This is a genomic window from Phytopseudomonas daroniae, assembly GCF_004327275.1.
Lineage (GTDB): Bacteria > Pseudomonadota > Gammaproteobacteria > Pseudomonadales > Pseudomonadaceae > Aquipseudomonas > Aquipseudomonas daroniae.
In genome coordinates, this window is sequence record NZ_QJUJ01000004.1 from 42,649 (window position 1) to 55,260 (window position 12,612).

A 12,612-nucleotide genomic window follows, 5' to 3' on the forward strand; every position below is an offset into this window, starting at 1 on the left:
TGCGACATGAGCACGAGCTTCAAACCGGCCTGGTGGTTGCCCGGCCCTCATCTGCAAACCTTGTGGGGCTCGCTGGGTCGACGAGCCCCCATCCTGCGGCGACAGCGCGAGCGCCTGTGGCTGGAAGACGGCGATTTTCTCGACCTCGACTGGCACGGGCCTCATGAGGCGCATGCCCCGGTGGTGCTGGTACTGCACGGCCTGACCGGCTCATCCAGCTCGCACTACGTGCTCGGCCTGCAGCAACAGCTCGCCGCCCAGGGCTGGGCCAGCGTGGCGCTCAACTGGCGCGGCTGCTCGGGCGAGCCCAACCTGCTACCGCGCGGCTACCACTCCGGTGCCAGCGAAGACCTCGCCGAAACCGTCCGCCACCTGCGCGCCAAACGGCCCATGGCGCCGCTCCATGCGGTGGGCTATTCGCTGGGCGGCAACGTGCTGCTCAAGTACCTCGGCGAAAGCGGCACCGAAAGCGGGCTGCAGAACGCCGCCGCGGTATCGGTACCGTTTCGCCTGGATCAGTGCGCGGATCGTCTCGGCGTCGGCTTTTCGCGGGTCTACCAGGCCCACTTCATGCGTGCCATGGTCGCCTACGTGAAAGACAAGCAGCGCCTGTTCGCCCACCAGGGCCAGGCAGACCGCCTGTCGATCCTGGAAAAACTCGGCCCCTTGGACGGCATGCGCACCTTCTGGGATTTCGACGGCCGCATCACCGCACCGCTGCACGGTTTCAGCGACGCCGGGGATTACTACCGCCGCTCCTCGAGCCGCTATTACCTGGGCCGTATCCAGACGCCTACCCTGCTGATCCAGTCCAGCGACGACCCGTTCGTGTATCCCCACAGCCTGCCCGAGGCCGATGAGCTGGCGCCCTGCATCACCTTCGAGCTGCACGCCCGGGGCGGTCACGTCGGCTTCGTCGACGGTACGGCGCGCCAGCCCGGCTATTACCTGGAACGGCGCATTCCCGGTTGGCTACTGGCCAGCGCGAGGATGCCGTGATCAGCACGTAGTCTGCCAGCAGCGCGATTAACGCCCACATCCGCGCCTACCGGCGGGTCACCGACTTGGCCCACCCCGGCGTGCTGCGCTACCATCCGAATCCCCAACGCTCCCGCCAGGACGTCACGATGAATCGAGTGTTATACCCAGGCACCTTCGACCCCATTACCAAGGGGCACGGCGATCTGGTCGAGCGCGCCTCGCGCCTGTTCGACAGCGTCGTCATCGCGGTCGCTGCCAGCCCGAAGAAGAACCCGCTGTTCTCCCTCGAACAACGCGTGGAGCTGGCCCGGGAAGTCACCAAGCACCTGCCCAATGTCGAAGTGATCGGTTTCTCCACGCTGCTCGCCTCCTTCGCCAAGGAGCAGGGTGCCAATGTGCTGCTGCGCGGTCTGCGTGCGGTATCGGACTTCGAGTACGAGTTCCAGCTGGCCAACATGAACCGCCAGCTTGCGCCCGACCTAGAAAGCCTGTTTCTCACCCCATCGGAGAAGTATTCGTTCATTTCCTCCACCCTGGTGCGGGAAATCGCCAACCTCGGCGGCGACATCACCAAGTTCGTCCACCCCGTCGTGGCACAGGCCCTGACCGAGCGCTTCAAGGCTCGCTGATTCCCAGGCCAGCACGCGCGGCAATCTCCACATGCCGCGCAGGGGCGTCGCTCCGTACGGCGCCCAAGCGTGCGCCGATGGCGACAATCCGGCACAATCGCGCATTCCTGTTTGAATGTGTCGCGGCCAGTGGCCCGGCAGGAGCTTGCCTTTCATGTCCCTGATCATCACCGACGACTGCATCAACTGCGACGTCTGCGAACCTGAGTGCCCGAACGCGGCGATTTCCCAGGGTGAGGAGATCTACGTGATCGACCCCAACCTGTGTACCGAATGCGTGGGCCACTACGATGAGCCTCAGTGCCAGCAGGTCTGCCCGGTGGACTGCATTCCCCTCGACGAAAACAACGTCGAGAGCAAGGAGCAGTTGATGCACAAGTACCAGATCCTTACCGGCAAAGCCTGAGGATGAGCCGCTCTCCTCGCGGCCAGAACGCTATCTCGGCGCTGTTCAGCGCGCTGCTCCTGCTGTGCAGCCTCAGCCTGCAGGCCAGCGAACAGCCCGGTCGCAGTGCCATCGCCACAGCACACCCCGCCGCCACCGTAGCCGGGCGGGAAACCCTGGCACTGGGCGGTAACGCCTTCGACGCCGCCGTCGCCATCAGCGCGGCCCTCGCGGTGGTCGAGCCTTATGGCTCAGGGCTCGGCGGCGGCGGTTTCTTTCTGCTGCGCAACGCCGACGCCACCTACGGCTTTATCGACGCCCGCGAACGCGCGCCCGGCGCTGCCCATGCCGATCTCTATCGGCACGATGGCCAGGTGCAGGCGGCGCTGTCCCGCGACGGCGCGCTCGCGGCAGCCATTCCGGGCCTGCCTGCCGCGCTGGTCGAGCTGGCCGGACAGCACGGCCGTCTGCCCTTGCGCGACAGCCTGGCACCGGCCATCCGCCTGGCGCGGGAAGGCTTTCCCGTAGACCGCGTGTACCGCGAGCGCGCCGAGATGCGCCTGGCGGCCATGCGTGACGACGCGGAAACCGCGCGGCTGTTTCTGGACGACGGCGCGGTTCCCAGGGAAGGCACGCTGCTGCGCCAGCCGGAACTGGCCGAAACCCTGCTGATGCTGGCGCGCGGAGGCCGTGACGGGTTCTATACCGGGCCTCTGGCCGAGCGACTGGTCGCGGGCGTGCGCGCTGCCGGCGGCATCTGGACGCTGCAGGATCTGGCCGACTATCGCGCCGTACGACGCCAGCCTCTGCGTGTGCCGTTGGCCGACGGCCGCGAGCTGATCAGCGCACCGCCGCCCTCCGCCGGCGGCCTGGCGCTGGCCCAGAGTCTGCTCGTCCTGCAGCACCTGCCCTGGCGTGAAGCCGAGCCGGTGCAGCGCAGCCATCTGGTGGTGGAGACCCTGCGCCGGGTTTATCGCGATCGCGGACTGTTGGGCGACCCGGATTTCATCGATAACCCGACTGCCGCCCTGCTCGCTCCGGCGTATCTGCAGCGTCTGAGCGACAGCATCGATCTGCGGCGCGCTACGCCAAGCAGCGAACTGCCGCCAGCCGGCACCTGGAAAGAAGGCGATCACACCACCCATTTCACCGTACTGGACGCCGATGGCAATGCGGTGAGCGCCACCCTGTCGATCAATCTGCCATTCGGCGCCGCCTTCACCGTGCCCGGTACCGGCGTGTTGCTCAACGATGAAATGGACGACTTCGCCGCCGACCTGACCGGTGCCAACGCTTACGGACTGACCGGCAGCCACGCCAATGCCATCGCCGCCGGCAAGCGGCCGCTGTCGAGCATGAGCCCTACCTTTCTGGAAAGCGCCAGCGAGTTCACCAGCTTCGGTACGCCAGGCGGCAGCCGTATTCCGAGCATGGTGCTGCTGTCGATCCTGGAGTACCTCGACGGCCAGCCCATCGCTCGATGGCCGGCAGTGCCGCGCTACCATCACCAGTACCTGCCGGACGTCATCGAGCACGAACCGGAGACCTTCAGCGCCGCGCAGATCGCCGACCTGCAGGCACGCGGCCATAGCCTGAAGGCCTTGGAGCGGGTGTACGGCAATCAGCAGGTACTGCTCTGGAACAAGGCCAGCGGCCAGGTGGAAGCGGCCAGCGACCCACGTGGCATCGGCAGCAGCGATGTGCAGTCACACTGATCGCAGGCGCCCCAAAGCTCTGCCTCAGCCGGTAACTATCAGCGACTCCTGATCACTGCCCAGACGCCGCAGCTCGCGCAACAAAGGCTGTTCCGCGCCGATCATCAGGGCGTTGCGCAGGCTCTGGATGATGCGGCTGGCGTAACCCAGATCATTCATCAGCGAGCTGGTCTGCAGGCCATCCAGTCGACCGTTGCGCACCTGGGCGAAGAGGCGCAGCCGGAAGTCGCCATCGAAACGCGCCGCCTTGCTGTCGAGTGCCTCCAGATGGGCGCGCCAGGGCTCCTCGTCCAGCGTGGAGCGGGCCAGTTCATGCACTTCGTGCAACACAGCCAGCAGATGCCCGCGCAGCTCCACATAGGCATCGCGGGCGGGCGACGGTGCAGCCTCGAGGTAGTGGCCGAGGTTCTTCTGCAGGTGCTTGGCATCCTTGACCGCATCCACCAGTTGCAGCGCCGCTACCTGGCAGGCGACCCAGAACTGCTGGTGCTGCTCGTCCAGCGGCTGCTCCAGGCGGCCCATGAAACTCAGCAGGTCGCCATAGACGCCCTTGATATGCCGCTGGTACAGCGCCTCGGCATCGAAGTGCAAGCGCTCCGGCGGCGCCTGCAACAACGCCGGCTCGACGCGGGCCCTGGCCAACTGATCCACCGGCAGGTAAAGAGCGTGGCAGATCACCTCCAGGCTCAGGCGCCCGAGATGGCCGAGTTCCTGAACCACGGCGCCGGCCGCCGCATCGGCGGAGTCCAGGGCGCGCTCGTTCAGATAACGCGCCGTGGTGCGCTCCGGCCGCTGGGCGGGATCCAGTTCGGTGATCAGTACCTTCGGCTCCTGGCGATCCGGCAACCAATGGGTCAGCCATTGCGCCAACTGGCTCTGCCAGGGCCAGAACAGCGACACGCCCATGGCATTGAACAGGGTGTGGAACATGGCCAGCTGGATCAGCGGGTTATCGCCCAGGCCGACGAACCCGGCGATGACATGCACCAGCCAGGCCAGCGGGCCGAGCAGCACGAATGCCAGCACCCCGGTCAGTACATTGAACAGCACATGGGCCAGTGCCAGGCGCTGACCACTGCGGTTACCGCCGAGCGAACCGACGAACGCGGTGGTGACGCTGCTGCCGATATTCGAGCCGATGGCGATGGCCAGGCTCTGGCCCAGCTCCAGTTGGCCGCCAGCGAGCGCTGCCAGCGTCAGCATCAGGGTCGCGTGGCTGGACTGCAGCACCACGGTCACCAGCAGGCCGATGGCCGCGAACAACAGGCTGCCGAGGATGCCCTGCACCTGATAATCGGTCATGTCCAGGCCGTCGCCGAAACTGGCGAAACCGTCCTTGATCTGGTCGATACCGAGAAAGATGAACGCGATACCCAACACGATACGCCCAGCCGCCTTGCTGCGCGGGCCCAGAAAGCTCGCCAGCACGCCGAATACCAGCAACGGCAGAGCCAGCGGCGACAGGCTCAGGTTCTGCCCGGCCATGGCCAGCAACCAGATGCCGCTGGTGGCACCCAGGTTGGCACCGAACAGGATGGCGATGCCACCGGCCAATTGAATGAGCCCGGTGCTGATGAACGCGATGGTCAACAGCGACACCAGGGTGCTGGACTGCAACAGGAAAGTACCGCCCACACCGAACAGCAGGCTCCTGACCGGCGTTGAAGTGCTACGCCCGAGCAGTTGCTCCAGTTTGCTTCCTGCAAGCTGCCGCAGGCCTTCTTCCAGGCACTGCATGCCGAACAGGAACAACGCCAGGCCGGCGCAGAGCTGCGTCCAGGGCGCGCTGAACCAGAAGGAAAGGCCCAGCCCCAGCGCCACCAACGGCAGGATGAACAGCATCGATCTATTGCCCAACGGCATCTCCTTTTGCCTGCTTCCAAACGAAAACGGCCCCTGACTCTGCAGAGTCAGGGGCCGTCTGGCAACTCAGCGTTTATTGGCGCTTGTTGTAACCATCGCCGGTGCAACCCAGGCAACGGACGAAAGCCGCCTTGCCAGGCTCGACTACCAGCGCACGACCGCTGGCACCGATGCCGCCGCCCATGGCCGAGAACGGCAGCGCAACCACGAAGGCTACGGCGCCGATGGCGGTAGCGCCGATCAGCAGCGGACGGGCGATCAGCAGGTCGCCGAGCATGGAGAAACCATCTGGAGCCTGAACGGTGTAGAGCGGGTCTCCACTGGCATTCTGCTGCGCCTCTTGCGCGTTGGCAGTCAGTGCCAGCGAGGCAGCAGTCAGCGCCAGAACAGCAGCGCAAGAGCGAAACAGTTTCATGGGGCGATCCTTCGAAGTATACGGACGATGCCGGTAACTATAACAGCGCACTGGCGATTGTCAGCGTGACGGCCGTCAATCGCCGAGCAACTGGTCGTTCTATCTGACTAAATGGCTAACGCTGGCATTTCGGGCAATAGACGCTCGCCCGTTGACCCAGCTTCACCTCGCGCAGCGTGCTGCCACAGACCTTGCAGAACTGGCCGCCGCGGCCATAGGCGAACAATTCCTGCTGGAAGTAGCCGGGCTGGCCATCCCCACCAACGAAATCGCGCAGGGTGGTGCCGCCGCGCTCGATGGCGTGAGCGAGCACGCGCTTGATCTCGTGGGCGAGACGTACATACCTCGCCCGCGACACCGTCCCGGCGGCGCGCCGCGGATCGATACCAGCAGCGAACAGCGCTTCGGTCGCATAGATATTGCCCACACCGACCACCACGGCGTTATCCATGATGAACGGTTTGACCGCCACGGCCTTGCCGCGAGACAGCTGATACAGCCGCTCGCCATCGAACAGATCGGTCAGCGGCTCCGGCCCCAGGCGCAACAGCAGTTCATGCTCCAGCGGATCAAGGCTCCACAGCAGCGCGCCAAAGCGCCGCGGATCGGTGTAGCGCAGCGCCAGCCCTGACTCCAGTTCGATGTCCACATGTTCGTGCTTGGCCGCTGCCAAGCCGGCCTCGACCAGGCGCAGGCTACCGGACATGCCCAGATGGCTGATCAAACTGCCGACCTCGGCCTTGATCAGCAGGTACTTGGCGCGGCGCTCCACCTTCTCGATACGCTGGCCGGACAGGCGTACATCGAGATCCTCAGGGATCGGCCAGCGCAGGCGCCGCTCACGGACGATCACCCGACTGACGCGCTGACCTTCGAGATAGGGCGCGATACCACGGCGGGTGGTTTCGACTTCTGGCAATTCGGGCATGGCGGCTACTTCGGCAGAATGGCAAGGCAGCACCCTAGGCGCTGCCTGGTTGTGACGTCAACTGTCGACGACGGGACGGATCAGGCGGTGCCGAGGTCGCGGATGCTCTCGCGCAGGTTCTCGAAATCGTACCCGGAGAGGCCCACATAATCGAGGATCAGCGGCTCGATACTCTGCCATTCGTGATCTTCGCTCTGGTTGCCCAGTACCTGATAACTGCGGCAGATATGCTCGGCCATCTTGAGGATCGCCAGCAGGTTCTTCAGTTGCGCATCACGGCCGTTTTCATCGGCAAAGATGGCCAGGGCGTTGTGATGATTGGCAATGGCCTCGCACAGGTGCAGCGGCAGGTTCCACGATTTGGCGGTGAAGTAGCCGACCACCGCGTGGTTGGTGTTGAGCAGGCGGTTCTCGGTATCGACGATGCGCCGCTCGGCACTGGCGCTGGCGTAGGACTCTTCGAGCATCGTCATGTAATCGGGGAAGCGCTTGAGCATCAGCGGAATCCCACAGTTGTGGAACAGCCCCAGCGTGTAGGCCTCGTCCACGGACTCGTAGCCGATGCGTTTGGCCAGGGTCAGGCAAGTCATGGCGACGTCCTGGGCGGTGTCCCAGAAGCGGTTGAGAGTGACGATGGTGTCGTCAGTCATCTCGCCGCGGATCGACAGGGCGTTGACCATGTTGATCACCGAGCGGCTGCCCAGCAGGTTGACCGCGCGCTGGATCGAGCCGATACGGTTGGCCAGGCCGAAGTATGGCGAATTGACGATTTTCAGCAACGCCCCGGAAAGCCCCGGATCCTGGCTGATCAGCCGGGCGATGGCCTTCAGGTCGGGATTGGGCATGACCTGCTCGAACTGCAGGTCGACCATGATCTGCGGCTGCGGCGGCACGCTGATGCCCTGCAGAAACGTCTGGATCTGCTCGGCGGAAAGTTCTTTGTCCATGAGAGGCGGCGAGTAGAAAAAGAGAGGGCACACAGTCTACCCCGAGCCCGATGAATTTTGCCCAACATCTGCACGCCATCGATTTGCCTGAACTTCCATCAGCAACGTGACCCGAAACCCTAAGTCACTACAACTGTGAGGTATTTCCCATGAGCAAGTCCCTGAAAGGCAAGCGTGTTGCCCTGCTGGTCACCGATGGCTTCGAACAGGTCGAACTGACCGGGCCGAAAAAGGCCCTGGAAGAGGCTGGTGCCAGCGCCGAGATCCTTTCCGCCAAGGCGGGCAAGGTCACCGGCTGGCACCACACCACCCCTGGCGAGCAATTCAAGGTCGACAAGACCTTCGACAGCGCCCACATGGAAGACTACGACGCCATCGTCCTGCCCGGCGGCGTGGTCAATTCGGACACCATCCGGCTCGACGAGATGGCACTGGAGCTGGTCAAGGACGCAGCACGCGCCAATAAAACCATCGCCGTGATCTGCCATGGCGCCTGGATTCTCGCCTCGGCCGACCTGGTCAAGGGCAAGACCATGACCAGTTGGCCGTCGCTGACCGACGACCTGAAGAACGCCGGAGCCACCTGGGTGGACAAGGAAGTGGTGGTCGATGGCAAGCTGATCAGCAGCCGCAACCCGGACGATATCCCGGCCTTCAACGAGAAGCTGATCGAAGCGCTGGCAGCCTGACAGGCAATTGATGGGTTGCACCCATCCTACAGGCTGCCGATGTGTCGGAGCGGCAAAGTGGCGTAAGCAAACGTAGGGTGGATGACGCTCTTTTCATCCACCATTGCGATCGCAAGGTTGGTGGACGGATCGGGCCGCGCAGGTGAAGCGTCATCCACCGTTATGAAGCACGAATGTAACCTGGATTAGCCGCAGGCGTAATCCGGGGCCGAAGGCCGTGATCCATGGTTCAACGCGGGTCACCGACCGGCTGCTTCCGCCTTGTAGCGTCCTGCCGGGCAACCCTTGATTCTGGCTCGTGAGATCGTGAAAGCCACGCAAGCATAAGGAAACCGGGCCGAGCACCCACTCCCGGCAAATCCGCGGCGATGACGGGCCTGCAAGCGAAGCTACCGCAAGACCTGGATCCGCAAACGGACAAACGGCAAAAGGCTTTTTCGCCCACCGCCGCGCGCGTGCCAGGCAGCTCGTTTAGAATGCGCGTCTTTTCTCGACGGAGCCCATCATGTCCCTGCCCAGCCTGCGCCTGAAAGCCAACGCCGACCGACGCCTGCGCGCCGGCCATTTGTGGGTCTACAGCAACGAGATCGACGTCGCCGCCACGCCCCTCAACGCCTTCCAGGCGGGCGACCAGGCCATACTCGAAGCTGCCGGCGGCAAGCCGCTGGGTATCGTCGCCCTGAGCCCGAACAACCTGATCTGCGCTCGTCTGCTGTCCCGTGACGTCAAGCACGTGCTGGACAAATCGCTGCTGGTGCACCGCATCAATGTCGCCCTGAGCCTGCGCGAGCGCCTGTTCGACAAACCCTGCTACCGCCTGGTGTATGGCGACTCCGACCTGCTGCCGGGCCTGGTGGTCGACCGCTTCTTCGACATTCTGGTGGTGCAACTGGCGTCCGCGACCATGGAGCGCCACAAGGACGACGTGCTCGCCGCGCTGATCCAGGTGCTCAAACCCAGCGGCATTCTGCTCAAGAACGATTCCGCCGCGCGCGATGCCGAAGGCCTCGAGCGCTACGTGGATACCGCGTTCGGCGTGGTGCCGGAATGGGTCGCTCTGGAAGAGAACGGCGTGAAGTTCGAAGCGCCGGTGATCGCCGGCCAGAAGACCGGCTGGTTCTATGACCACCGTATGAACCGTGCGCGCCTGGCGCCCTACGTGCAGGGCAAGCGCGTGCTCGACCTGTTCAGTTACATCGGTGGCTGGGGCGTGCAGGCGGCGGCATTCGGTGCCAGCGAAGTGTTCTGCGTGGACGCTTCCGCCTTCGCTCTCGACGGCGTCGAGCGCAACGCCACGCTCAACGGCTTCGCCGAGAAGGTGACCTGTGTGGAAGGTGACGTGTTCGCCGCCCTGCGCGAACTCAAATCAGCCGAAGAACGCTTCGACGTGGTGATCGCCGACCCACCCGCCTTCATCAAGCGCAAGAAAGACATCAAGAACGGCGAAGCCGCCTACCGCCGCCTCAACGAAACCGCCATGCGCCTGCTCAACAAGGACGGCATCCTGGTCAGCGCCAGCTGCTCCATGCACCTGGAAGAGGACAACCTGCAGAACATCCTGCTGACCAGCGCCCGCCACCTGGATCGCAACATCCAGTTGCTCGAGCGCGGCGCCCAGGGCCCGGATCACCCGGTGCACCCGGCCATTGGCGAAACCTGCTACATCAAGAGCCTGACGGTTCGCCTCCTGCCCAACAGCTGAGTCCGCGCCTCAACCAGGCAGCATGATCCGCTGCGCCTGTTCGCCGAGCATCTGCAGCAGGCGCTGCATGGCGTCGCTGCCGCCCTCGTCGAGACGAGTCATGGCGTACAGGTTGACTGGCAGCACCGGCCACAGCGGTCGAACCTGCACGCCGGCGCCGCTGCCATAACCGGTCAGCGGGTCGACCACCGCCAAACCCATGCCCTCGGCTACCAGCGCCCGGGCCAGTTGCCAGGTCTGCGCGCGGGCGACGATGGTCGGCGCACTGCTGGCCTCGGACAGGTGCTGCTCCAACAGCCCCCCCAGCGCGTCGCGGGTATCCAGTGCCAATAACGGTTGGCCGCTGAGCGCTTCGATGGGCAGCGGCTCTCGCAGCGTCTCTGCCGGCCAGTAACCCGGCGGCGCGATCACCACCATGCGCGCCTGCGCCAGTACCTGCATACGCAGGCCTGGGTGCTTGGGGTTCTGCAGCGTCAGCGCCAGATCCGCCTCGTGCAGCAACAGGCTTTCCACCAGTTCGGGGGTGTGATGGGTGGCCAGCTCGCAGGGAGACTGCGGATAGAGCGCGCACCAGGCTGGAATAACCTTAGGTAATAGGCTTTGTGCCAGGCTCGGCGTGGCAGCGATGCGCAGCGCCTGGACGCCATGCGCACGCAAATTGCCGGCCAGGCGCCTGACCCGCTGCAGCTCGTCGAATACCCGTGCCGTCGACTGCTCGAGAATCCGCGCTTCGGCGGTCACCAGCAACTGCCCGCGCACTCGGTTGAACAGGGCAAAGCCCAGTTGCGCCTCGGCATGCTGCAGCGCCTTGGTCGCCGCTGGCTGGGAAATGTTCAGCAGGTTGGCGGCGCCGGTAATCGAGCCGGTCTGCAGGATGGCCTGGAAAATCTCGATATGACGCAAACGCATGGCATCCCTCTGACGGCCAAAGCCCATAACCTTTGGTTATAGTCTATGGTCATTTATTCATTGGCTCCAGCTGCGCATCGGCCCGTACGTTAATGGCTTGCACAGGGTTCGAGGTAGCGATGTCAGAAAATCTCCGGGAGCGCACTCTCACGCCGCACAACGACGGCCCGCAGAGTGACCTCCAGGCATCCCAGGACAAAAAGCGGATCGCCGTGATCGGTGCTGGCGTGATCGGCATGAGTACCGCTTACGCTCTGGTGCGCGCCGGTCATTCGGTGGTGCTGGTGGACAAGCATTCGCAGCCGGGCCAGGAAACCAGCCTGGCCAATGGCGGCCAGCTCAGCTATCGCTACGTCTCGCCGCTGCCGGATGCCGGCGTGCCGCTCAAGGCGTTGCGCTGGATGCTGCAGGGCGCCGATGCGCCTCTGAAATTCCTCCCGCGCCTGGATCCGCGCCAATGGCGCTGGTGCCTGTCGTTCCTGGCGGCGTGCCGCAGCTCGGTGAACCGGGAAAACGGCACTCATCTGCTACGCCTGGCGCTGTACAGCCAGCAGGTGCTGGGAGAATGGCGCAAGGCCGGGCTCGACGGTTTCGCCTGGCGGCGCAACGGCAAGCTGGTGATCTATCGCCAGGCAGACAGTTTCGTCCAGGCCGCGGCCAAGGTCAGGGAAGGTGACGAGCAGCGTGTCATGTCGGTAGAGCAATGCGTGGCCCTGGAGCCCGCCTTGAGCGCCATCGCCACGCAACTGGCCGGCGGCATCTTCAGTGCCTCGGACGAATCCGCCGACTGCCAGCTGTTCTGCCAGGCCATGGAGCAAGCAGCCCGGGCCAGCGGCCGCTACCAGCGCATCGAGGATTGCGTGAGCGCCATACGCCACGAACAGGGCCGCATTCAGGCACTGCAACTGGCCAGCGGCGAAACGCTGCAGGCGGACGATTTCGTTCTGGCCGCCGGCAATGCCAGCAGTACGCTCGCCGCTCCGCTGGGGATCGACCTGCAGCTCTATCCGCTCAAGGGGTACAGCCTGACCCTGGCACTGAATGACAGCAGCCGCTGCCCGGACGTCAGCGTCACCGACTTCGATCGCAAGATCGTCTACGCCCGCCTCGGCGATCAGTTGCGCGTGGCCGCCATGGTCGATATCGGCGCACCGGACGCGACTGTCGACCCGGATCGCATGGCCGCCCTCAAGCAGCAATGCCAACAGACCTTTCCCGAAGCTGGCGACTACCAGCATGCCAGCGAATGGGCCGGCCTGCGCCCGTCTACCGCCCATGGCAAACCTATTCTTGGGGCCACCCACCTGGACAATTTCTGGCTCAACGTCGGCCACGGCAGCCTCGGCCTGACCCTGGCCGCCGCCAGTGCCCAGGTACTCACCCAACTGATCGAACACCGCACCAGCCCCGTGGATCTCACCGGGCTGACCCTCACCCCCTGATCGAAGG

General features: G+C 64.6%; 12 protein-coding genes. 7 read left to right on the top strand and 5 right to left on the bottom strand.

Annotation, left to right across the window (positions count from 1 at the left end):
* Nucleotides 1–6: 6 nt before the first annotated feature.
* From DNK10_RS10950 to ggt, 4 genes are all read left to right on the top strand, one after another.
* Complete coding sequence (locus DNK10_RS10950; protein ID WP_131191561.1) at nucleotides 7–999, top strand: hydrolase; 993 nt, start codon at nucleotides 7–9, stop codon at nucleotides 997–999.
* A 128-nt stretch (nucleotides 1,000–1,127) separates the two neighbouring features.
* On the top strand, nucleotides 1,128–1,610 hold the full coding sequence (gene coaD, locus DNK10_RS10955) for a pantetheine-phosphate adenylyltransferase (RefSeq protein ID WP_131191562.1): 483 nt from the start codon (nucleotides 1,128–1,130) through the stop codon (nucleotides 1,608–1,610).
* A gap of 154 nt (nucleotides 1,611–1,764) precedes the next feature.
* Nucleotides 1,765–2,016, top strand: a complete 252-nt coding sequence (locus DNK10_RS10960) for a YfhL family 4Fe-4S dicluster ferredoxin (protein ID WP_131181438.1) — start codon at nucleotides 1,765–1,767, stop codon at nucleotides 2,014–2,016.
* 2 nt (nucleotides 2,017–2,018) lie between these two features.
* A complete protein-coding gene (ggt, locus tag DNK10_RS10965) occupies nucleotides 2,019–3,710 on the top strand; it encodes a gamma-glutamyltransferase (RefSeq protein WP_131191563.1) in 1,692 nt (563 codons plus the stop codon).
* 24 nt (nucleotides 3,711–3,734) lie between these two features.
* Here the strand turns inward: ggt and DNK10_RS10970 are convergent, their stop codons facing one another.
* From DNK10_RS10970 to DNK10_RS10985, 4 genes are all read right to left on the bottom strand, one after another.
* Nucleotides 3,735–5,552 carry a Na/Pi cotransporter family protein gene (locus DNK10_RS10970; protein WP_425273850.1) on the bottom strand — a complete coding sequence of 606 codons (1,818 nt, stop codon included), beginning with the start codon at nucleotides 5,550–5,552 and terminating at the stop codon, nucleotides 3,735–3,737.
* 94 nt (nucleotides 5,553–5,646) lie between these two features.
* Nucleotides 5,647–5,988 (bottom strand): multidrug transporter, encoded by a 342-nt coding sequence (locus DNK10_RS10975; protein WP_131181435.1) that lies wholly within the window; start codon nucleotides 5,986–5,988, stop codon nucleotides 5,647–5,649.
* A 115-nt stretch (nucleotides 5,989–6,103) separates the two neighbouring features.
* Nucleotides 6,104–6,916, bottom strand: coding sequence for a bifunctional DNA-formamidopyrimidine glycosylase/DNA-(apurinic or apyrimidinic site) lyase (gene mutM, locus DNK10_RS10980; RefSeq protein ID WP_131181434.1), 813 nt, complete (start codon nucleotides 6,914–6,916; stop codon nucleotides 6,104–6,106).
* Between the two features lie 80 nt (nucleotides 6,917–6,996).
* Nucleotides 6,997–7,863 (bottom strand): HDOD domain-containing protein, encoded by an 867-nt coding sequence (locus tag DNK10_RS10985; RefSeq protein WP_131181433.1) that lies wholly within the window; start codon nucleotides 7,861–7,863, stop codon nucleotides 6,997–6,999.
* A 149-nt stretch (nucleotides 7,864–8,012) separates the two neighbouring features.
* On the opposite strand from DNK10_RS10985, the gene DNK10_RS10990 reads away from it, so the two are divergent.
* Both DNK10_RS10990 and DNK10_RS10995 read left to right on the top strand, forming a co-directional pair.
* Nucleotides 8,013–8,552 carry a type 1 glutamine amidotransferase domain-containing protein gene (locus tag DNK10_RS10990; protein ID WP_131191565.1) on the top strand — a complete coding sequence of 180 codons (540 nt, stop codon included), beginning with the start codon at nucleotides 8,013–8,015 and terminating at the stop codon, nucleotides 8,550–8,552.
* A 505-nt stretch (nucleotides 8,553–9,057) separates the two neighbouring features.
* Complete coding sequence (locus DNK10_RS10995) at nucleotides 9,058–10,254, top strand: class I SAM-dependent rRNA methyltransferase (RefSeq protein ID WP_131191566.1); 1,197 nt, start codon at nucleotides 9,058–9,060, stop codon at nucleotides 10,252–10,254.
* A 9-nt stretch (nucleotides 10,255–10,263) separates the two neighbouring features.
* Here the strand turns inward: DNK10_RS10995 and DNK10_RS11000 are convergent, their stop codons facing one another.
* On the bottom strand, nucleotides 10,264–11,163 hold the full coding sequence (locus DNK10_RS11000; RefSeq protein WP_131191567.1) for a LysR family transcriptional regulator: 900 nt from the start codon (nucleotides 11,161–11,163) through the stop codon (nucleotides 10,264–10,266).
* A 119-nt stretch (nucleotides 11,164–11,282) separates the two neighbouring features.
* Here DNK10_RS11000 and DNK10_RS11005 point away from each other — a divergent pair, with 119 nt between their 5' ends.
* A complete protein-coding gene (locus DNK10_RS11005; RefSeq protein ID WP_131191568.1) occupies nucleotides 11,283–12,605 on the top strand; it encodes a D-amino acid dehydrogenase in 1,323 nt (440 codons plus the stop codon).
* The last annotated feature ends 7 nt before the right edge of the window (nucleotides 12,606–12,612 follow it).